Annotated in this window: 17 protein-coding genes and 1 tRNA gene; 5 read left to right on the plus strand and 13 right to left on the minus strand. The window is 60.6% G+C overall.

Going from position 1 to position 20,036, the window contains the following annotated elements:
- Both AAFM29_RS02745 and AAFM29_RS02750 read right to left on the minus strand, forming a co-directional pair.
- Entirely contained in the window at positions 1 to 1,764 is a 1,764-nt protein-coding gene (locus AAFM29_RS02745) for a cation:proton antiporter (protein ID WP_341711298.1), read from the minus strand.
- A 163-nt stretch (positions 1,765 to 1,927) separates the two neighbouring features.
- Positions 1,928 to 3,151: an NADP-dependent isocitrate dehydrogenase gene (locus tag AAFM29_RS02750; RefSeq protein WP_341711299.1), complete on the minus strand. Its 1,224-nt coding sequence runs from the start codon at positions 3,149 to 3,151 to the stop codon at positions 1,928 to 1,930.
- An 837-nt stretch (positions 3,152 to 3,988) separates the two neighbouring features.
- On the opposite strand from AAFM29_RS02750, the gene AAFM29_RS02755 reads away from it, so the two are divergent.
- A complete protein-coding gene (locus AAFM29_RS02755) occupies positions 3,989 to 4,777 on the plus strand; it encodes a sugar transferase (RefSeq protein ID WP_341711300.1) in 789 nt (262 codons plus the stop codon).
- Positions 4,778 to 4,942: 165 nt separating this feature from the next.
- On the opposite strand, the gene AAFM29_RS02760 is transcribed toward AAFM29_RS02755, so the two are convergent.
- Positions 4,943 to 5,017 (minus strand) — tRNA-Val (locus tag AAFM29_RS02760).
- Positions 5,018 to 5,106: 89 nt separating this feature from the next.
- Complete coding sequence (cpdR, locus tag AAFM29_RS02765; RefSeq protein WP_341711301.1) at positions 5,107 to 5,496, minus strand: cell cycle two-component system response regulator CpdR; 390 nt, start codon at positions 5,494 to 5,496, stop codon at positions 5,107 to 5,109.
- A 110-nt stretch (positions 5,497 to 5,606) separates the two neighbouring features.
- Here cpdR and AAFM29_RS02770 point away from each other — a divergent pair, with 110 nt between their 5' ends.
- Positions 5,607 to 6,545, plus strand: coding sequence for an N-formylglutamate amidohydrolase (locus AAFM29_RS02770; protein WP_341711302.1), 939 nt, complete (start codon positions 5,607 to 5,609; stop codon positions 6,543 to 6,545).
- Between the two features lie 189 nt (positions 6,546 to 6,734).
- On the opposite strand, the gene AAFM29_RS02775 is transcribed toward AAFM29_RS02770, so the two are convergent.
- The 5 genes from AAFM29_RS02775 to AAFM29_RS02795 form a co-directional block, all read right to left on the minus strand.
- Positions 6,735 to 7,559: a class I mannose-6-phosphate isomerase gene (locus AAFM29_RS02775; protein WP_341711303.1), complete on the minus strand. Its 825-nt coding sequence runs from the start codon at positions 7,557 to 7,559 to the stop codon at positions 6,735 to 6,737.
- Complete coding sequence (locus tag AAFM29_RS02780) at positions 7,556 to 8,593, minus strand: sugar phosphate nucleotidyltransferase (protein ID WP_341711304.1); 1,038 nt, start codon at positions 8,591 to 8,593, stop codon at positions 7,556 to 7,558. Before AAFM29_RS02780 ends, AAFM29_RS02775 begins: the two co-directional genes overlap by 4 nt.
- A gap of 102 nt (positions 8,594 to 8,695) precedes the next feature.
- Positions 8,696 to 9,694 carry a hypothetical protein gene (locus AAFM29_RS02785; RefSeq protein WP_341711305.1) on the minus strand — a complete coding sequence of 333 codons (999 nt, stop codon included), beginning with the start codon at positions 9,692 to 9,694 and terminating at the stop codon, positions 8,696 to 8,698.
- Positions 9,695 to 9,713: 19 nt separating this feature from the next.
- Positions 9,714 to 10,502, minus strand: coding sequence for a SapC family protein (locus tag AAFM29_RS02790; RefSeq protein ID WP_341711306.1), 789 nt, complete (start codon positions 10,500 to 10,502; stop codon positions 9,714 to 9,716).
- A 66-nt stretch (positions 10,503 to 10,568) separates the two neighbouring features.
- Positions 10,569 to 12,017 (minus strand): FAD-binding oxidoreductase, encoded by a 1,449-nt coding sequence (locus tag AAFM29_RS02795; protein WP_341711307.1) that lies wholly within the window; start codon positions 12,015 to 12,017, stop codon positions 10,569 to 10,571.
- Positions 12,018 to 12,174: 157 nt separating this feature from the next.
- Between AAFM29_RS02795 and AAFM29_RS02800 the strand changes: the two genes are divergently transcribed.
- The 3 genes from AAFM29_RS02800 (at position 12,175) to AAFM29_RS02810 (ending at position 15,113) form a co-directional block, all read left to right on the plus strand.
- Complete coding sequence (locus AAFM29_RS02800) at positions 12,175 to 12,744, plus strand: hypothetical protein (RefSeq protein ID WP_341711308.1); 570 nt, start codon at positions 12,175 to 12,177, stop codon at positions 12,742 to 12,744.
- A 127-nt stretch (positions 12,745 to 12,871) separates the two neighbouring features.
- Positions 12,872 to 14,230 (plus strand): DEAD/DEAH box helicase, encoded by a 1,359-nt coding sequence (locus AAFM29_RS02805; RefSeq protein ID WP_341711309.1) that lies wholly within the window; start codon positions 12,872 to 12,874, stop codon positions 14,228 to 14,230.
- Positions 14,231 to 14,291: 61 nt separating this feature from the next.
- A complete protein-coding gene (locus tag AAFM29_RS02810; RefSeq protein ID WP_341711310.1) occupies positions 14,292 to 15,113 on the plus strand; it encodes a sterol desaturase family protein in 822 nt (273 codons plus the stop codon).
- Between the two features lie 5 nt (positions 15,114 to 15,118).
- On the opposite strand, the gene AAFM29_RS02815 is transcribed toward AAFM29_RS02810, so the two are convergent.
- The 4 genes from AAFM29_RS02815 to AAFM29_RS02830 all read right to left on the minus strand — a co-directional run bounded on the left by AAFM29_RS02815 (position 15,119) and on the right by AAFM29_RS02830 (position 20,011).
- Positions 15,119 to 17,428 carry a UvrD-helicase domain-containing protein gene (locus tag AAFM29_RS02815; RefSeq protein ID WP_341711311.1) on the minus strand — a complete coding sequence of 770 codons (2,310 nt, stop codon included), beginning with the start codon at positions 17,426 to 17,428 and terminating at the stop codon, positions 15,119 to 15,121.
- A gap of 91 nt (positions 17,429 to 17,519) precedes the next feature.
- Positions 17,520 to 18,065, minus strand: a complete 546-nt coding sequence (gene rsmD, locus AAFM29_RS02820; RefSeq protein WP_341711312.1) for a 16S rRNA (guanine(966)-N(2))-methyltransferase RsmD — start codon at positions 18,063 to 18,065, stop codon at positions 17,520 to 17,522.
- Complete coding sequence (locus AAFM29_RS02825) at positions 18,062 to 18,829, minus strand: pseudouridine synthase (RefSeq protein ID WP_341711313.1); 768 nt, start codon at positions 18,827 to 18,829, stop codon at positions 18,062 to 18,064. The genes rsmD and AAFM29_RS02825 overlap by 4 nt, the downstream gene beginning before the upstream one ends.
- Positions 18,830 to 18,847: 18 nt before the next feature.
- Positions 18,848 to 20,011: an SRPBCC family protein gene (locus AAFM29_RS02830; protein WP_341711314.1), complete on the minus strand. Its 1,164-nt coding sequence runs from the start codon at positions 20,009 to 20,011 to the stop codon at positions 18,848 to 18,850.
- Positions 20,012 to 20,036 lie beyond the last annotated feature (25 nt).

The raw sequence follows: 20,036 nt of genomic DNA on the forward strand, positions 1-20,036 counted from the left end.
CTAGCCCGCTTCGGTCGTGCTGGTGCGCAGCTTCGGCTTGTAGTCGAGCGCGCCTTCCTGCTCGATCTGCGCGCGAAATTCGTCGCGCTTCTCGTGGATCGAGGCGATCACCGGGCCCATTGCCACGCCGATATCGACGAGCACGGCTTCCGACAGCTGGAGCGAGCTCTCGAGCGTTTCGGGGACTGCATGGCTTGCGCCGGCGCGATAGAGCTCGGCGGCATGCGTCACGTCGCGGGCACGGCAGACGATCAGCAGATCCGGGTGTTCCTTGCGTAGTTTCGCGACCAGCCGCTGGACCAGGACCGGTTCGTCCATGGTCAGGACCACTGCGGCGGCCCTGTCGACGCCAAGGCGCGACATGGCATCGCCGCGCCATGCATCGCCAAAGGTTGCCCGAAAACCCTGCCGCTTGGCTTGTTCGATCAGGTCTGGGTCGGAATCGAGCGCGACATATGGCTTGCCATGGGCGTCGAGCATTTGCGCGATGAGCAAGCCCACGCGACCCGCCCCGACGATGATGACCCGTGCCTCGCCGCTCGCGGGTTCCGGCATTTCCGGAGCGGGCTCGACCCGGCGTGCGATCACCCGGCCGAGCCGTGCGAGTAATGGCGTTACAGTCAGGCCGATGGCGGTGACGATTTGCCAGAACTGCGCCGTACCTGGCTGGATCAGTAGCGCCGAACTGGCTGCGGCCAGCACGATCAGCGTCGTCTCCGAGGGACTGGCCATCAGAATTCCGGTCTCTGCGGCCGTGCTGCGCCGTGCACCCATCACTCGCAGCAAGACGCCCGTAACCAGCGCCTTGAACACGAGGATCACCACGACTGCAGTCAGCAGTGAGCCGAGGTTCTCCCAGATCGTGGCCAGGTCGATGCTCATGCCAACGGTGATCAGGAAGATACCCAGAGCCAGTCCCTTGAACGGCTCGGTGATCGATTCGACTTCGCTGTGATACTCGGTCTCGGCGATCAGCAGGCCGGCGATCAGTGCCCCGACGATGGGGGAGAGGCCGACTGCGGCGGTGGCCAGGCTGGACCCGATCACCACCAGCAGCGAAGCGGCAAGGAACAGTTCCGGGCTCTTGGTCCGGGCGGCCTGCCCGAACAGGCGGGGAAGGGCAATTCGTCCAAGGACCATCATTGCCGCGATCACCAGCGCACCCTGCCACAGCGTGGTGAGCATCCCCTCCCATCCTTCGGCCTCGGCATTGGGGGCCATGGCCCCGAGGATAAAGATGATCGGGACGATCATGATGTCTTCGAACAGCAGCATCGATAGTGCCGCCCGGCCGACGGGTGAACTGGTGCCGGAAATCGGCAAGACGATGGCGGTGGAAGAGAAAGCCAGGGCGAAGCCAAGCGCCAGTGCTCCGGTCCAGAACTGGCCCATCATCGTCAGGACGATGGCCGCACAGCTGCCGATGACGATGAGTTCGAGCGCACCGAGCCCGAAAACCAGCCTCCGCATCTGCCACAGGCGGTTGAAACTCAGCTCAAGCCCGATCGAAAACAGCAACAGGATGATCCCGAACTCGGCGAAGATGTCGAGCGCGTCGGGGTCGGATATGGTGATGTATTCCAACCAGGGATGTTCGAACACGAGCCGGCCGAGCCCGTATGGCCCCACGGCGATCCCGATCAGGATGAAGCCGATGACCGGCGTGATGCGGAAGCGCGTGAAAACCGGGATGACCAGTCCGGCGGCGCCAAGGATCACCAGCGCGTCGGACAGGGCGGGGGAAGCAAAATCGGCTGAGGCCATGAGCTTGGTCTAGTCAGCACCCCATCGCCTGTCACCCACCTTGGATGGATATTGCCTGCAGTATCGTGCGACCGGCTTGAGGAGCGATACCTATAGGTACGAAAAACCCGGGAGCGGCGGTGCCGACCCCGGGTTCTTCAATCTGTTTCGGACGCTGTCGAAATTACGCCCAGCTAGACATTTCCTTCTCGAGGTTCTCGACGATAGCCTCGAAGAACTGCTCGGTGGTCATCCAGCTCTGATCGGGTCCGATGAGCAGCGCCAGGTCCTTGGTCATCTTGCCGCTTTCGACGGTCTTGATGCAGACGTTTTCGAGCGTCTCGGCGAAGCGGACGACATCGGGCGTGTTGTCGAACTTGCCGCGATACATCAGGCCGCGGGTCCAGGCGAAGATCGACGCGATCGGATTGGTCGACGTTGCCTTGCCCTGCTGGTGCTGGCGATAGTGGCGGGTAACCGTGCCGTGCGCGGCTTCCGCCTCGACCGTCTTGCCGTCGGGGGTCATCAGCACCGAGGTCATCAGGCCGAGCGAGCCGAAGCCTTGCGCGACGGTGTCCGACTGCACGTCGCCGTCGTAGTTCTTGCAGGCCCAGACGAACTTGCCCGACCACTTGAGCGCGCTGGCGACCATGTCATCGATCAGGCGGTGCTCATAGGTGATGCCGGCGGCCTTGAACTTCTCCGCGAAGCCCTCGGTGTCGAACACCTCCTGGAACAGGTCCTTGAAGCGGCCATCATAGGCTTTCATGATCGTGTTCTTGGTCGAAAGATACACGGGCCAACCGAGGCCAAGACCATAGTTGAAGCTGGCGCGGGCGAAATCGCGGATCGAATCGTCGAGATTGTACATCGCCATGGCGACGCCCGAGCTCGGAAAATCGAACACGTCGAGGTCGATCTTGGTGCCGTCCTCGCCATCGAAAACCAGCCGCAGCTTGCCGGGGCCGGGGATCAGCGTGTCGGTGGCACGATACTGGTCACCGAAGGCGTGACGGCCGACCACGATCGGATCGGTCCAGCCCGGCACGAGGCGCGGCACATTGTCGATCACGATCGGTTCGCGGAACACCACGCCACCCAGGATGTTGCGGATCGTGCCGTTGGGCGACTTCCACATCTTCTTGAGATTGAACTCTTCGACGCGTGCTTCGTCGGGGGTGATGGTGGCGCACTTAACGCCGACGCCATACTGCTTGATGGCATTGGCCGCATCGATGGTAATCTGATCGTCAGTCTCGTCGCGCTTCTCGACCGAGAGGTCGTAGTACTTCAGATCAACATCGAGATAGGGCAGGATCAGCCGTTCGCGGATCCACTGCCAGATAATGCGGGTCATTTCGTCGCCGTCGAGTTCGACGATCGGATTGGCAACCTTGATCTTGGCCATCGTTTTCCTGTCAGTTCGAATGAGGTTGCGGGCGCTTTAGCAGAGGGAAGCGTGAGGGCAAGGGAGGGGCGACGGAGAGGCATCGTCACGTTCCGGGCGACGGGGCGGTTCAGGCGACCAGCAGCTTGTCGGGAATGGGGTGGCTCGAAGACGGATTTTGCAAAATCCGACAAGGCGCAGTAATCCACCCTCAGTCGCCGGTTTGACGGACAAAGGCTAGCAAACCGGTTCGGTCGCAAATTCCTCTGGAAGTCAGTTGTGCATCTTCGCGCTAGCAGTCCTCTGACGGGTCGCCCGACCAACCGGCTTCGGCGGGCACTGCAATGGCCGTGGTTGTTGTTGGCGGATGTGGCCGTCCTGGCTGTGACCTGCATTGTGGTCAACCGGGTGATCGAAGGGCAATGGTTTTCGAGCAATGCAGTGATCATGAGCGCGACCGTAGCGCCAATCTATGCCCTGCTTGTCGCGCTAGATCGGCTCATCTTCAGGCGCCGTGCCTTTGAACCCGCAGGCCTGAACTCCCGGCTTCTCGCGGTAATGGTGGCAAGCGCATCGATATGCGCGATATTCTACCTCCGTGCGGGTCATCTTGTATCTTTTCCCGTCGAAGCAGCCTTGCTGGCGGCAATCGGCTACTTCGCGGCGATTTTTGTAGCCGGGAGCAGGTTGCGGAGGGCGACAGCCGGTCCGTTCGGATCGCTTGGCTGGTCGACACTCGTTGTAATGGATGGTGGGCCATCTTTCGATATTCCGAGCGTTCGCGTTTTCCATGCGCGTGACTTCGACGCAGAGGGAGCATGGGCCGACCCCGCGGCTCTTGGCCTTCTGGGCCAGCAAATGCTTGGCATCGACCGGGTGGTAGTCAGTTGTCCAACCGAGAAGCGAAGTGCGTGGAGCCAGCTTCTTCGTCACATCGGTGTTCGCGGCGAAATCGTCTCGAACCTTGGCGACGATGCTGGGTCGAGCCCCACAGGATGGCATGGTGACCAGTCGTTTGAGGTGGTTTCCCACCATCCTCTCACCCTGGAATCGCAGTTCACCAAACGAACGATAGATCTCGTGGTGTCGGTGCTACTCCTGCTCCTCTTGAGCCCCCTGATGGCCATCGTCGCAGTGGCGATCAAGCTTGAGGACGGGGGGCCCGTACTCTTCGTTCAGCGGAGGGTGGGCCAATACAATCGTGTCTTCGAGATGCTCAAGTTTCGGTCGATGGACCCTGCCAGGAGCGATCAGGACGGCGAGTATTCAACTTTGAGGAATGATGAGCGGCTGACGAGGGTCGGGAAGTTCATAAGGCGGACCTCGATCGATGAACTCCCTCAGTTGATCAATGTCTTGCGCTCCGAGATGAGCCTGATCGGGCCACGCCCCCACGCGCTTGGATCGCGTGCTGCGGGGAGGTTTCTCTGGGAAGTGGATGATGCATATTGGCAGCGCCATTCGCTGAAGCCTGGATTGACTGGTTTGGCGCAGGTGCGTGGCTATCGAGGAGCGATCGAAACCGAGGACGATCTGGCCCTGCGACTGGGCGCAGATATCGAATATATCCGTGGTTGGTCGCTGATGAATGATTTCAGGATTTTACTGTCGACCGTGCGCGTCCTGACCCACACCAATGCGTATTGAGTGCGGTAGCGTACCAGTTGGTCTGAGTGGATGAAGTCATCGTGCCTGAACGCGCCGGTGAATGGCCTCATGTAAAGTGAGGCTGATTTCGATCCGAAATCAATCGATTGCGGCCGCAATCGCGGATTGGAAAGCCGATCTAGCGATGGATGATCTGGGAAACGATGGTGGGCGTACCAAGGTTCGAACTTGGGACCCCTGCGATGTCAACACAGTGCTCTACCACTGAGCTATACGCCCACACTATCGATTGCAGCCTGTTCGGCAGACGGGCCCTCTAGCGGTCCGAATCCCATGGTGCAAGAGGCATTTTCAGCTTCTTCGGCACTCTACTGGCGGACGGAAATCCTGTCCTCCAGCACGCGTTCAACTTCCAGCGCGAGATCGCGAAGATGGAACGGTTTGGACAAAACCTTGGCATGCGGTTGTTCGCGGTTTGCCTTGAGCGTCACAGCGGCGAAACCGGTAATAAACATGACCTTGGTGGTCGGTTGCAACTCGTTGCACCGCTGTGCGAGCTCGATCCCGTCCATTTCCGGCATGACGATATCCGAAAGCAGCAGGTCGTAGGTCGTCTGTTCGAGGAGAGGGATTGCGGCTGTACCGCGATCAACCGAATCGACAGCATATCCGGCGTTCTCGAGCGCCCTAGAGATATAGGTGCGCATGGCCTCGTCATCCTCGGCGAGAAGTATCCGCGGTGCATTGAAATGGCTCATGTTTGGGCCTCTAGCACGTCTCGCTTAACAAGTCCTTGGTTAAGGCAACATCGTCGCGCATTGGCACAAGTACCTTTGACACCGCGAAGTTGGCGCGCCACGATTGGTAAATGGATGAGCGTGATCTTGGCCGCGATGGGAGCAAGGCTTTCGAGCCGCAAGAACCCTGTTCGCAGCCATTCCACGCATCCGCACTGGACGAATGTGCCAGTCCGATCGTGATCGCGGCCCCACACGGCGGTCGTCATTACGAAGCTGCCGTTCTCGCCGAAATGCGCGATCCTGATGTGGCTCGCCTGCGTCTCGAGGATCGTTATGTGGACCTCCTGGCAGAGGCGGTCGCGGAGCAATGCGGTGCCGCAGTGGTGGTGGCGCGCGTCCCGCGGGCCGTAATCGATCTGAATCGGGCCCCTGACGACATCGATTGGAGCATGATCTCGGGATCTCGCCCAAAATCGGTGCGCCACTCGCTGTCCAATCGTCGGGCCCGAAGTGGTCTGGGGATCATTCCGCGTCGCGTGCCTGGACATGGAGAGGTCTGGCGCGGCCCGGTGTCCGTTGCCGAATTGGAACAGCGCGTGGCGACTGTGCATCGGCCCTATCACACGCATCTTTCCTCCGTGCTGGAGGCACTGCGTGATCGTTGGGGCGCGGCGCTGCTGATCGATCTCCATTCGATGCCGCCATTACGCAAGCGGTTTGCCGATGAGATTCCCGCCGAATTCGTAATTGGTGACCGATTTGGTGCGTCGTGCGATCATCACCTGGTCGCAAATGCGCTCCAGCATCTCGGCGATCGAGGGAAGGCGGTTGCTCACAATCGGCCGTATTCAGGGGGTTATGTGCTCGATCGCCATGGGTCGCCGGCCCGGGGTATCCATGCAATGCAGATCGAGGTCTGTCGTTCGAGTTACCTTTGCGCCAATCTTGAAGAGCCTAGCGCACGGTTCCAGTCGGTTGTGCGGCTCCTTGCCGGCCTGATGAGAGTCTTGGCGGACGAAGTCGCATTCATGGGGCGCGAACGGACGCTCCCGAACGCGGCAGAGTGAGGTTTCTCAGAAAAAACCACCTCGTGCAAAGTCGCACGAGGTGGCCAAGGTTCAGGGAGGTGGACGCGCTCACGCGCATCCATCGAACGGGCCATGAGGGAAGCACCGCTCGATGTCTGTGAGATGGGCACTCGGCGGGAGTTGTTCAAGATGGGGGCGAGTAGTCGCTCTTCGGGCCCACCCCGGTGCCTAGCATGCCTTAGCCCCCGGACTGTTCGGAGCTGCGATCAGAACGACCCCGCTGCCGGAGATGCTTGCAATTGCGAGGTCTTCGACGAAGGCGCAATCGCCTCTGTCGAAGGGTTCGCCACCGATTGAAATCGACCCTGAAAAGGGAATCACAAGCCCTGATCCCGTGTACGCGCAACGATCCGGTCGATCGGGGACGATGTGAAGGTAGGATAGGCGAAAATGGGGGCCATTTACCAGTTCACCTGCTTCGGCATCCATTTGGCTGCGCAGGGTTGCCGGATACGGACCGGGATCGGCCACGGCGATGGCTTGATCGAGGTGCAACTCGCGCGGACGACCGTAGTCGTAGAGGCGAAATGTAGAGTCGCTGTTCTGTTGCACCTCAATCAGGCTGACGCCGCCGCCTATCGCATGAACGGTTCCTGCAGGGATGTAGAAAGCGTCGCCGCGGCGCACTTCATGCCAGACCAGATCGTCGACAATCGATCCGTCGAGGGCTGCTTCACGCAATTGCGAAGCATCGAGACGCCGCTTAAAGCCGACTGCGATTGTCGCGCCAGGGTCGGCATCGACGATCACCCAGCATTCGCTCTTCCCGTTCACTCCTACGCCCATTTCGTGGGCCTGGGTGTCATTTGGATGCACCTGCACTGAGAGCCGCTCGCTGGTGAAGATAAATTTGACCAGCAGCTCTTGCAGTTCCGGGGGAGGGGTGAACCAGACTTCACCCACCGGTTCGTCAGATGAGTGGCAAAACTCCTTGGGAATTTTGTCTACGCCCCATGGCTTCTCCACAAAGGTACGGGGGAGCTTGCGCATCATTGTGAACGGCACCGGCTGGCCTTGCCCACTTGTTGCACTGCATCGCGTGCGGTCACTAAGATGTCTTCGCCATCCACTACGACGACGATATTATCCGCCCCGATCACGGTCACATGGGGGCCATCGCTGTCGATCATGGTCCCGGTGGCGTCTATGATTTCTCCCGGACCATAAATCACATTCCCTACCGCGTCCGCCTTGCGTTGTTGCATTAGCGCATCCCAGTTGCCGATGTCGGACCAACCCATGCTTGCATCTACCATGGCGGCGTGAGCGGTGTTCTCCATTACGGCATAGTCGACCGACTCACCCTTGATAGCAGCGAAGCAATCTGGGTTAGGGCGAATGCATTCTCCATCGCGCTGGGCCTCATACCACGCCGATCGGACTGCTGCAGCCATTTCGGGCCGATGAATTTCGAGTTCAGAGAGAAAGGTGCCGGCTCGATACGCAAAGATGCCGCCGTTCCAGGCGTAATTTCCGTCCGCGAGGAAGCTCAATGCCGTTGCAAGATCGGGCTTCTCGACAAAGCTGTGGACGCGATAGCCGGAACCGAGGGGCTCGCCCCTGCGGATATAGCCGTATCCGGTTTCTGGCGCTGTGGCCGCAATCCCGAAAGAGACAAGCCACTCGTCTCGGGCGAGGTCCGCCGCTGCGATCGCCGCTGAGCGAAACGCTTCCACATCGAGGATATGATGATCGCTCGGGCAGACTAGCAAGATGTCGTCAGGCTCCGCTGTCAAAGCCGCGAGCGCGATTGCCGGGGCTGTGTTGCGCCCGATCGGTTCGACGATGAACCGTGCATTTGGTGAAATTGAGGCCGCCTGCGGTTGGGCGAATTCCAAATGCTTCTCACCCACTATGATGATTGGGGCTGCGAAAATTTCCGGCTGGGCGCAGCGTTGGAGCGTGGCCTGGTAGAGAGTCATCTCGCCAATCAGCGGAATATACGGCTTCGGCCGCTGTACCCGGCTGCGTGGCCATAGGCGTGTTCCGCTGCCGCCGCACAGGACCACCGGGACGATATTCGGCATTCAAATCTCCGCAAGACCGGGATGCATAGCTTTTGGCACAAGGATAGTAGGCTCGATACTCTGCAAGGCACAACCACCATGCCTTCCAAGCGGCTCCTTTGCTCAACTGGGATCTGCGATTTCGACCTCGAGCATCCGTTTGAAGCGCTTACCCCAATCGGCGTTAACATCCTCAGCGATCGCTAGTGCCACCTCTGGAAGTTCTGCCTCGATGAATTCGACCCGCTTGTCCCATCCGTCATGCGAACGTTTGCGGACTAGGCCACCTCCGTATCCGGGCCCCAAGGTTTGTATGAAAAGCACCGCTGTCCGCGGATCGTAGCCGGCATTGGCGAGCAACCATGGCATCAAACGGTCGGCGTCGCGCACAGAGAGACGAACTAGGCGACCCTTGCGTCCATGCTGGTCGAGCGTTTTCTGGTGATTGAGGAGATTGTGGGCAAGTTCATGCGCGACGGCCGCGGCAAACTCATCTTCAGGAAAGGCGAACCCCGGAAAGTCGGCATCGATCTGCACCCGATTTCCGTCTGCGGCGACACCTTTGCCTGAATCGAGCAATTCGAAGTTCGAAGCACAGTAGTGTGTCGCCAAAATGTCTGCGCTCAGGCGTTCACCCTCAGGGTTGCTCCACACGATTAAGACGGGGCCTCGACCCAATGCTGTCTGAAGTAAATCGTGCAGCCTTTGTGTGCGGCGCCAGCACGGCTTGCTCGGTGGATAATTTGCAGCAATCTCTATGCCGTCCATGGCAATGAGGATGTCATCGCGCTTCATCCCTGCGGCAGCGGCAGGTGAGTCAGCGGCAACGGTTTGGATGCCGATATCTCCGGTCAGCCCAAATGTCTGCCGGACCGATTTCGGGTCATCACAGGCGCTCGCATCATGAAGTAGGAACCCTGACGCCGCATCGTTTCTTTCGCAGAACGGGGCGTTTGTTGTCGCGAGCCTGTATCCAACGCGAAAGAGCTGCTCTTCACGCTCTTTGAATATCTTTAAAGGTGATGGATCTTGGTCCCCGGCTGCATGACCGGGTGTGTGCCCCATCGCCAACGCGGCAACGAGCGCGAGAAGGAAGGGCGTGCGCAGTTTTTTACAGCGCACGCCCTTCCTTCTCCGACGCTTAGACAGTCGGTACAGTCGCCGCAGCCGCATTCTGGAGCGGCGCCGTTCCCTGCTGCACCTGGCGACCGAAAATGATGCGCATCTGTTCGAGCGAGAAGATGTGCGCATAGATCAGCTGCAGGAGGCCGTTTTCATTCCATTTGCGCAGCTGGTCGCCACGCATTTCCTTCAGCTTGTCCATGTTGACCATGCGGAAGCCGCGATAGATGAAGGGGTTGGCTTCACCAGGAAGCTGGATGGCAACTTCACCGTCCATCAAAAGATCGTGCTGCTTGAGTTCGTCCATGAAGGCCTGAGTGCGCTGACCGGCCTGTTCGAAGCTCTCGCAGAACTCGAGAATGTTCTTGGTCGCCTGCGAAGGCTCCTTGTCTTCGAAGAGGGCATCGCCTTCCGCAAATTCACCGATGGAATCCGCAGTGGGATCGAAGCATAGCGAAAGCTCATCGGCGCCGGGGCGCAGGCGTGCGAGCATGAAGGGATAGCGGCGAATGTAGGCCGGCAGGTAGACCGGTTCATTTATCTTGCCATCCGCATCGACGAAGGTGTTGACGCCTTCGTTGAGAGCCATGAGGGCAATCGGCAGCGGGCTTTCACCTGCGGTGAACACGATCGGCAACTGGCGCTGCGCCTGGATGAATTCATCCACAGTGACCGGAACGGCGTGCTGCTTCGACAGCCAGGGAGCAACGTCGATCGCACGCGTACGATAGTTCGCATGATCATTGCTGTTGAGCGGCATCAGGTCGTTGTAAAACAGGGGCAGGTTCGGCTGCGGCGCGCTGGCCATGGAAACTCTCCGAGAACCTAGGATTGTACGGCGTACGCATGGCACGCGCGCGTGAAGTTCGGCGCTTTAAGGAGTTGTGTCCTCTTGCGCAAGCGGCACCAGCTTGCCCGGATTGAGCAGGCCTTGCGGGTCCATTGCCTGCTTGATGCTGCGCATCAGCGCCAGCGCGACAGGATCGCCCAACCGACCCAATTCGTCGCGCTTCATCTGTCCGATTCCGTGCTCTGCGCTGATCGATCCCCCAAATGCGGTAACCTGATCGTGAACATAGGCGCTGATCGCCTTGCCTTCGCACGCTTCCCATTCGCCGCGAACTGCCCCGCTTGGCGCGAGGACGTGAAAATGGATGTTTCCATCGCCCAGATGTCCGAACCCGATCGCGGTGGTACCGGGAAACTGCTGTTCGATGTCCGGCGCCACTTCTTCGACGAAACGAGCCATCTTGGCTACCGGAACGGAAATATCGTGCTGCATGGCAGGACCGATGGCGCGTTCCGCCGGAGCGATGGTGTCGCGCAGCTGCCAAAAGGCCTCCGCCTGCGTTTCATTTGCCGCGATCACTGCGTCTTCAAGCAAGTCCTCTTCGAAGGCCGAAGCAAGCATGCTCTCTGCTATCGCGGCTAGATGTTCGACTCCGCCTGCGGGTGCCGCCAGTTCAACCAAGGCATGCCACGCGTGTTCGCCTGAGAGTGGTGACCTCGCATCGGGCAAGTGGGTGAGGACTGAACTCAGGCAATGCGCGGGGAGCACCTCGAATCCTTCCAGGCTGTCGCCGGCGGCCTTCTCGCAATGCAGCAGCAACTGGCGCGCAGCTGCGATCGAAGGCAGGCCGGCCCAGGCTACGATCCGCCCACCGATTTCCGGCAGCAGCTTCAGTGTCGCGGCAGTCACGATTCCAAGGGTGCCTTCCGACCCGATCAGTAACTGCTTGAGGTCGAAGCCCCGGTTGTCCTTCTTGAGCGGGGTTAGGGTGTCGAGCACGGTTCCGTCCGCCAGTACTGCCTCAAGGCCCAAAACCTGGGCGCGCATGGTCCCATGGCGCAGCACTTGCGTTCCGCCGGCATTGGTCGAGATCAGTCCACCCACTGTCGCAGAGCCTTTGCCGCCAAGCGTCAGGGGAAACCGCAAACGATGCTTCTCAGCCTCTTCATGGAGGTGTTGGAGCACCACCCCGGCTTCACAGGTTACCTGTCTCGCAACCGGATCCAATTCCCGGATTGCATTCATCCGTCGCAAGGAGAGGATGATTGCGGTGCCGCTCGCGTCGGGCGTTGCACCGCCGGACATGCCACTGTTCCCACCCTGGGGGACGATCGGTACATCATGGGCGGCGCAAAGGCGGATCAGGGCGGATACTTCCGAAGTGGAAGCGGGGGAGGCCAATCCCAATGCGCGCCCGGAAAACCTCCCGCGCCAATCGGTGAGCCAAGGATCGACCAGTTCGGGATCATTGGTGAACCCCCGCGGACCGAGCAGGGCGCCTATGGCTTCGACGAAGTCTGTTGAACTGGGCATGGCTTCCCTTTGGCACATCACCACGGGGCAGCGCCACACCTTGCCTTCGGTCGCCGATCAATTAAGCCGATATTCAAGCAATAGCAGGCAGGTGCACCCTGGATCGTGGGTTGCGCCACGCAGATTCGATGCATCAGGGGAGCAGCAGCTCGCGTCAATGCCCTTCATTACCGCCCTTTTGACATTGCTCTTGCCCTTCGCTGTATCCGCTCCGGATACTTCAGCGGACGAACAGGCGCACCAGGCGCGTAAGCAGGAGCGGGCGGTTCCAGAAGGGCCGATGTCGCGCCGTGCGCCGGATTGGTCGACGTTCGTCGATGGGGCGCAGGTGCCCGTGGCAAACCAGGTTCGGATTGAGGGAAGGGTGATCGTCCGCATCAGCCCACAGCCCAGCGCGGTGCGCAACGATCTGCTGGCCGAGCTTCCCCGCCAAGCCGTTCCCCCACGACTGGTCGAACGGCCATACGGGCGCTGCATCGCTGCCGGCAATATCGTCGGCGTGTCCGATCGAGGGAGCCGCCTGATCATCTATATGCGCGATCGCAGCATGATCTCGGCCAAGCTGGAGAAGGCATGCAGCCCGCGCGATTTCTATCTCGGCTTCTACATGGAGCGCAGTGACGACGGGCAACTTTGCAGCGGACGCGATCGATTGATGAGCCGCGCCGGCGCCAAATGCCAGATATCGGAAATGAATCGACTGGTCCTGGTATCGGGCGAAGACTGACGCCCTGGCGAGCCAAACCGGCGCAAACCTTGACTTTGTGCGGCAAAACGGCAAAGGGCGCGGCCAGCCGAGCCTGCGGACGCGTGGGTCCTTACCGGCTCAAGTCCCAGGGAAACATTCGACGCAAATGACTTTTGCCGATCTCGGCCTTTCACCAGACCTGCTCAAAGCGGTCGAAGAAGCCGGCTATTCCGAGCCAACTGCGATTCAGCGCGAGGCGATCCCGCCAGTGCTGATGATGAAAGACATCATTGGCATCGCGCAGACAGGTACGGGCAAGACTGCCAGCTTCGTTTTGCCGATGATCGACATCCTGCATCACGGTCGCCGCCGTGCGCTGATGCCGCGTTCGCTGATCCTTGAGCCGACCCGCGAACTCGCAGCACAGGTTGCCGAGAACTTCGAAAAATACGGCAAGAACCACGATCTCAAGATGGCCCTGCTTATCGGCGGGGTGCAGATAGGTGATCAGGTCAAGGCGCTGAACGAAGGCGTCGATGTGCTGATCGCCACGCCGGGCAGGCTGATGGACCTGTTCGAGCGCGGCAAGATCTTGCTCAACGGTTGCGAACTGCTGGTAATCGACGAAGCCGATCGCATGCTCGACATGGGCTTCATCCCCGATATCGAGTTTATCTGCGACAAACTGCCTGAGACCAGGCAGACGATGCTGTTTTCGGCCACCATGCCACCCCCGATCGAGAAGCTGGCGAAGAAGTTCCTTAGCAATCCCAAGCGGATCGAGGTCAGTCGCGCTGCGTCGACGAACGCGGATATCACCGCTTTCAAGGTGAAGGTGAAGAGCCGCGAGAAGCGTGACACGCTGCGCTGGTTCCTGCGCAATGATCTTGTGGAAACCGCGATCATCTTCGCCAACCGCAAGACCACCGTGCGCGAGATCAACAAGAGCCTGCAAAGCCACGGCTTCGCCTCAAGCGAGATCCATGGCGATATGGATCAGGCGAGCCGAATTAAGGAACTCGATCGCTTCAAAAAGGGTGAGGTCAATATCCTGGTCGCATCCGACGTTGCGGCGCGTGGGCTCGACATCAAGGGCGTCAGCCACGTCTTCAATTTCGATACTCCCTGGCATCCGGACGACTACGTCCACCGGATCGGTCGTACCGGTCGGGCGGGTGCCAAGGGTCGCGCCTTTACCTTCGTCGCCGAGGAAGACGCCGAAGCGATAGCCAATGTCGAGAAGCTGACCGGATCGGCGATCCCGTTGTTCGGCAAGCAGGACGTTCGGGTTGAGCTGAAGGCACCTGAACCGGAGGCCGAAGTCGAACGCGAGGAAGCGGAGCCGAAGCGTCGGCCCCGCGAAGAGCGGCAGGAACGCGACTCCCGGCGGGAGCGCGCGCCGCGTCGCGAGAAGGAGCCTGAGGCTGGGAAGCCGCGACGCTACCGTGACGAGGACGATTCTCCGACGAAGCCGGGCGAATGGAACGGGCCAATGCCTGGTTTTCTCAACGTTTCGGCGCTCTGAGTTCGTCGCCCGGAGGGGCACCTTTAGCATTTGTTAGCCTTGATCTGGCAACGGATCAGGCATGGACGAGCAGTTCTCTTCGCTTAGCAAGCTGGCGTTTGAAGTCGGTCCAGTCGTCGCGACCTTCTCGCTTCTGGCATTGCTTACCAAGCGCACCGCAATCTTTGATGCTTTGCGCCGGTGCCGACAGGAGGCAACGACAAACATCCTGCTGATTGTGTTCAATGCATTGGTAATTGGACCAATCTTCGTCGTACCGGCAGTGATGCTAAGCGAAGCAGTTGGAAAATATGGCCTTCTTCCCGGTCTTTGGTTGCGTCTTCCGGATGGCTTGACCGTTCTCCTTGCCGTCGTTTTGATCGATTTCGTAGCCTATTGGCGCCACCGAGCCGAGCACTTGGAGGGCATCTGGCGTTTTCATGCAACTCACCATGCGGACACCGCCATCCACTTTCTGTCAGTGCAGCGCAAACATCCTGTGGCCAAGATCATTGGCCTGTTGTTCGACACTTTGCTGGTGTTTGCTCTCGGCTTCCCGGTCTGGGCTATTGTGGCTGCAATTATTCTGCGGACCTGGTGGGGCTACTTCATCCATGCGGACGTCAACTGGACATTGGGTAGTCTCGGCGAAGTACTGATGTCGCCGGCCGCGCATCGCCTCCATCATATCCGTGACGAGAAGCTGATGGGAACGAACTACGGCAATACCATCACGCTATGGGACAAGCTTTTCGGGACTTATCTCAATCCCAAGCCTTACCTCGGTTGCGAAACCGGGATCGAGGAGGGCACGCGCGGCTTCCTGGGCGAGCTCGCCCGGCCATGGGAGAAGCGGTATCGCGACACCGGGTCCGAAGTTGCCGAAGTCGAAGCGCAGGCTTGAACGGCCTAGTCGGCGAGCTTGACGAAGCTGTCTAGCACTCGCTTTTCGCCGGCCTTCTCGAATTCGATGGTCAGCTTGTTGCCTTCCTGATCGGTCACAGTGCCGTAACCGAACTTGTCATGGAACACGCGGGCTCCAATGGCGATATCGCTACGCGGCTTGGCAGCGAAGCTTGCCGCGCTGCGACCGGGTTCGGCAAGGCGCTTGGGCACCGGATCGTATCCAGTGGTCAGGGCGCGCTGCCAGCCGGGCCCGCGCGCGGTGGAGCGATCGGGGCGGCTGGTGGAAACATGGGCGAAGGGGTCTTCAGTCTCGGTCCAATTGGCGCGCCATAGCGATGCGCCGCCGGTGAGCGTAGTCTCGCGAGTGATAGTGTCTTCCGGAAGTTCCTCGATGAAGCGACTGGGGATGCTGCTGGTCCATTGGCCGTAGATCCGCCGGTTTGCCGCTTGCAGGATGGTGCAGCGGCGCCGCGCGCGCGTGATTGCGACATAGGCCAGCCGGCGTTCCTCCTCGAGGCTTGCCAGACCACCTTCGTCGAGCGCGCGTTGACTGGGGAAGACGCCTTCTTCCCAGCCGGGCAGGAAGACGTGATCGAATTCCAGTCCCTTCGCGGCATGCATGGTCATGATGGTGACCTTTTCCCCATCGTCGCGTGCATCATTGTCCATGATAAGGCTGACGTGCTCGAGGAAGTCGGTCAGCGTGCTGTAATCCTCCATCGCGCGGGCGAGCTCGGATAGGTTTTCGAGGCGTCCAGCGCTTTCGGCGCTGCGGTCCGTCTGCAGCATTTCCTCGTAGCCGCTTTCGGCGATCACCATGCGCAGCAGTTCGGCAGGAGTGACCTTCTCGGCCTGCTCGCGCCAATGGACGAATTGGCCCAGCAGGCTCACCAGCGTGTTGCGGGCTCGTGCCGGCAGTTCATCGGTGTCGGCCAGATCGAGGCTCGCCGCAGCGAGCGGCGCCTGGATGCGGCGCGCATGACGACGCATCGCCTCCAGGGTCTTTGCGCCAAGCCCACGCTTGGGCTGGTTGTAGATTCGCTCGAAAGCGAGATCGTCGGCGGGCTGTTCGATCACACGCAGGTAGGCGAGTGCGTCCCGTATCTCGGCGCGTTCGTAGAAGCGGAAGCCGCCGACTATCCGATAGTTCAAGCCGATCTGAATGAAGCGATCTTCGAATTCGCGAGTCTGGTATTGCGCGCGAACGAGGATAGCGACCTGATCGAGCGGGGCGCCTTCGGCCTCGAGCCGCTCGATTTCCTCGCCCACCCGGCGCGCTTCCTCGGGTCCGTCCCAGATGCCGATCACGCGGACTTTCTCACCCTGCGGCAGTTCGGTCCACAGCGTCTTGCCAAGCCTTTCGCTGTTGGCATCGATCAGGCCCGAAGCGGCGGCGAGGATTTGTGGGGTAGAGCGGTAATTCTGCTCCAGCTTGACAACCGTGGCGCCGGGAAAATCCTTCTCGAACCGTAGGATATTGGCGACTTCTGCTCCACGCCATGAATAGATCGACTGGTCGTCGTCACCTACAACGCAGATGTTCTTGCGCGCCTGCGCCAGGAGGCGCAGCCACAGGTATTGGACCTGGTTGGTGTCCTGGTATTCGTCGACGAGGATGTATTTGAAGCGCTGCTGGTAATGTTCCAGCACATCGCGGTTGTTGCGCAGCACGTTGACCACATGGAGCAACAGGTCGCCGAAGTCACACGCATTGAGCGCCTTCAGCCGGTCCTGATAGAGCCGATAGAACTGTGCTCCGCGGCCATTGGCATAGGCTTCGTTTTCGACAGCATCGAGCTCGTCGGGGTTGAGGCCGCGGTTCTTCCAGCGATCGATCAACCCAGCAAGCTGGCGTGCGGGCCAGCGCTTCTCATCGAGATCGTTTTCCTGGATCAGCTGCTTGAGCAGGCGCAGCTGATCGTCGGTGTCGATGATCGTATAATTCGGCTGCAACCCGACCAGCTCGGCATGGCGCCGGAGCATGCGTGCGCCGATAGAATGGAAAGTGCCCAGCCAGGGCATGCCTTCGACTGCATCTCCTATGTGCCGCCCGACACGTTCGCGCATCTCGCGGGCTGCCTTGTTGGTGAAGGTCACACACAGAATCTCGGAAGGCCACGCCCGCCGTGTTGCAATAAGGTGTGCCAGCCTTGCAGTTAGAGCGGCAGTCTTTCCGGTACCCGCCCCCGCCAACATCAGCACCGGCCCTTCGGTGGTCAGGACGGCCTTGCGCTGTGGCTCGTTCAAACCCGCAGCATAGGCAGGAATCTGCGTCTTTTCGCCGGTTTCGGAGTTCGCTTTGAGGTCGGCCATGGTCACGGAACAACTAGGGAACGAATAACATCAAGGCAAGGCTGCTGCCCGAGTGGCGCCGAGAACACCCCAGTCTCGCTCCTGCCGCGCCCTAGCTCTCCAGGCGGAGAAGGGTGAGCTTTGCCTTGCCGACCTTGCGTTCTGCATCGATCCGCAGTCCCTTGACTGCCACGACTTCCTTTGCGCCAGTTTCGAGCGCGATCCAGCTTGATCCGTCGATCCAACCAAGTCGCAGCATCCGGTCGAGTGCGACCTGGCCCGCACCGGTATCATAGGGCGGGTCGAGCAGGATCAGTTCCTGTGCAGCCTTGGCGGGCCCGAGTGTCAATATCGAGCCTTGCTGCACCGTTGCCCGGTTGCGCGCACCAAGCGCTTCGATATTGGCCCTGATCGCCTTGATCGCTGTCGCATCCTGCTCGACGAACTGGCAGGAGGCGGCTCCGCGCGAAAGGGCTTCCAGCCCAAGCGCGCCCGAACCAGCGAAGAGATCGAGCACTTGGAGATCCTCGAAGCTACCAAGTCGGCTCGTGAGCATGTTGAACAGCGTTTCACGCGTACGGTCGGCGGTGGGGCGCGTCAGTTCTCCCGGCGGCGCCACCAGCTTGCGCCCGCGCCATTCACCGGCGATGACCCTCACTTGCGCCCGCCGCGCGCGAGTTCGCGCTTGAATGCCTCCACATCGCCGCGCTTGATCTCTGCCACCTGGCCACGCGGCAGGTCGCCGATGTGGAAGGGACCGTAGCCGATGCGCAGCAGACGGTTCACTTCGAGCCCGAGATGTTCGAGCACGCGGCGGACCTCACGGTTCTTGCCTTCGCGCAAGGTCAATTCGATCCAGCGGTTCCGCCCTGAACCACGTTCGAGATTCGCTTCGATCCGGCCGTAGCGGACCCCGTCGATCTCGATCCCTTCGATCAGGTCATCTAGCTGCGCCTGCGTCACATCGCCGAAAGCGCGCGCGCGATAGGTGCGGGGAACGCCTGAGGATGGCAATTCCATTGCGCGCTTCATTTCGCCGTCATTTGTGAGCAGCAGCAGGCCTTCGGTGTTGTAGTCGAGCCGCCCCACCGGCATCACGCGTCCGGCGTCCTTGGGCAATGCGTTGCGCAAGGCCGCGTAAATCGTCGTACGCCCCTTGGGATCGCGCTCGGTCGTCAGCATGGCGGGCGGCTTGTGGAAGGCGAACAGCCGCGTGTCCTCGGTCTTTCCGATTGGTTTGCCGTCGACGGTGACGCCGCGCAGGTTGGCGAGCTTGACCGCCGGCGTGTCGAGCACCTTGCCGTCCAGAGCCACGCGGCCGTCGGCGATCATGCGTTCGACCTCGCGACGGCTGGCAACCCCCGCGCGCGCGAGCAGCTTGGCGATGCGGTCGCCGTCTTCGGGAAGTCGATTGTCGGACATGGCCGCGCGGTTAGGCGCTCAGTTGGCCGCGCGCAAGGCCTCCTCGACCGTCTCATGGAAGCGGCGGATGCCCCCTTCAAGCGTTCCCAGCGTCAGGAAGGGCACGGCGCCGGTGGCGAGTCCCTGCTGGCCCAGCTCCGCAGCACGGAAATCCTCGGACGCGAAAACCCCGCCGTCGAGCAGCGCCCAACTGCGTTCCCAGTGGTCGCGCGCCTTGTCGGTCGCGGGATGTTCGGGGATCAGCATGAAGTCTTCGACCAGCGTGCGGTCGTGCGATTGCGGCATCATTACCATCAGATTGATGTAGTCGGGGCTGGGAATGACCAGTGCACCGGGCAGCATCTGGTAGGCAAAGGTCACCACGCGGCGCAGGGCAGCCATGTCGGTCAGGTCGACGCCTTCCATCTCCTCCAACCGTCCCACGGCGCTGCGCGAGTGCGGACCAATCATGTCCCCACTGGTGGCGCCATCCTTGAAAAAGGGTCCGATGGTCTTCGCATGGAGGCGCGTGACATGGTAGCTTTCGAGGAAGGCATCCATGATCAGCTTCCAGTTTCCGGCCACTTCATGCGTTTTGCGGCGGAACAGCACCTGCTCGTCCATGCCCAGTGCATCGAAATCCTCGCCCAGCTGGTCGGCGAAGCTGAAGTCTGCGCTATCCTGTTGCGGGCAAAACCAGATCAGTCCACCGGTTTCCTTCGACGGGAGTTCGACGAGACCGAAGTCACCCTTGTCGAGACCCGGAAACGTGTCGGGGCGAGGCAGGGCGAGCAAACGTCCATCCACCGAATAGGTCCAGGCGTGATAGGGGCAGACAAGCTTCTTGGTGCACTGGATGTCGCCACCCTCGACCAGACGTGTACCACGGTGGCGGCAAACGTTGAGGAAGACATGCGCCTTGCCCTGCGCGTCGCGCGTGATCAGCAACGGCCGACCGGTCGCATCGTGCGGCACGGCCATGCCGGGATCGGGCAGCAGTGCCGATGGGCACAGGATCTGCGGCAGCCGGTCGTAGATCGCCGCCTTCTCGCGTTCCCAATAGGTGGGGTCGGTATAGACATGCGCCGGGACGGTCGTCGCGCCCGTTGCATCGCGCTTGTGCCCATCGGCAATATCGCGGGCCAGCGCGATCATGCCCTCGGTCGGGCGGCGCGCGGAATGTTTGGTGTCGACAGCGCTCATCTGGGCTGTTCCTCTCGCTCTCTCT

Source organism: Erythrobacter sp. (genome assembly GCF_038133525.1).
In the GTDB taxonomy this organism is placed as follows: domain Bacteria; phylum Pseudomonadota; class Alphaproteobacteria; order Sphingomonadales; family Sphingomonadaceae; genus Qipengyuania.